Genomic DNA, 1,252 nt, shown 5'->3' on the forward strand with positions numbered 1-1,252 from the left:
TGGTCCCCGTTTCCCGGACAGTTTGGCGGCTGGAATAAGCTTGGTTCAGGTTCGTGTCACGCCGCCAATCTGATCCGGTCCAGTGTGCCCTCATAGGCCTCTGCCGGGGTTCTGCCGCCGAGCGCCGAGTGTGGGCGTTCGTGGTTGCAATAATCGATCCAGTGGCCGATCCGGGCTCTGGCCTCGCTGCCCGTTTCGAAGGCGTGGAGGTAGACGCATTCGTATTTCATCGAACGCCACAGCCGTTCGATGAAGACGTTGTCCATCCACCGGCCGCGCCCGTCCATCGACACCCGAATGCCAGCAGCGGTCAAGAGGCCGGTGAAACGTGGGCTGGTGAACTGGCTGCCCTGATCGGTGTTGAAGATGTCCGGTCGGCCGTAGCGTGTCATCGCCTCCTCCACGGCTTCGATGCAGAACGCGACGTCCATGGTGTTCGACAGACGCCAGCTCAGAACCTTGCGCGTCGCCCAGTCCATCACCGCCACCAGATAGAGGAAGCCTCGGCGCATCGGAATGTAGGTGATGTCAGCGCACCAGACCTGATTGGGTCGGTCGATGGTCACGTCGCGCAGCAGGTACGGCCAGATCTTGTGCTCGGGGTGCCGCACCGTCGTCTTCGGGCGCTGATAGACCGCCCGCAACCCCATCCGCGCCATCAGGCGGCGAACCCGCTTGCGGTTGACCTGATGGCCGTGCCGGCAGAGATGCCGAGTCATCTGCCGGCTGCCATACCAGGGCGTTTCCAGGAACAGCCCGTCGATCAGCCGCATCAGCTCCAGGTTCTCGGCCGGTTCGCCTTTGGCCGGTCCGTAGTAGCTGGACCGGCTGATCGAAACCAGCTCGCACTGTCGCGTGATCGACAGCCGCGGATGATCCGCCTCGACCAGCTCCCGCCTCCGACCGATGCTCATCGACCGGAGGCCTTGCGCAAAAAATCCCGCTCCACGACCAACTGGCCGATCATCGCGTGCAGCTTCCCCACCTCGCCCTGATGGCTGGTTCCAGCGGCTTCAGCCTTGCCGGAAAACACACCGGCCATCCCCTCCATCGCCTGCTTCTTCCAGGCGTTGATCAGCGTCTGGTGTACGCCATGCTTGGCCACCAGCTGCGATACCGTCAGTTCGCCCCGGATCGCCTCCAGCGCCACCTTCGCCTTGAACTCCGCCGAATACCGCTTCCGTTTCCCCGTCATCGGGTCCGTCCTTCTTCCTGGGCGAACCAAGCTTATCCGACTGTCCGGAAAACGGGG

Annotated in this window: 1 protein-coding gene; it reads right to left on the reverse strand. The window is 63.3% G+C overall.

Annotation, left to right across the window (positions count from 1 at the left end):
• Positions 1-56: 56 nt before the first annotated feature.
• Positions 57-1,195 (reverse strand): IS3 family transposase gene (locus TSO352_RS07405; RefSeq protein ID WP_109106723.1). Its coding sequence is split into 2 segments (ribosomal slippage): positions 57-940 and positions 940-1,195, totalling 1,140 coding nucleotides; the frame shifts between segments, so codons are not numbered across the junction.
• Positions 1,196-1,252 lie beyond the last annotated feature (57 nt).

This window comes from Azospirillum sp. TSO35-2, assembly GCF_003116095.1.
Lineage (GTDB): Bacteria > Pseudomonadota > Alphaproteobacteria > Azospirillales > Azospirillaceae > Azospirillum.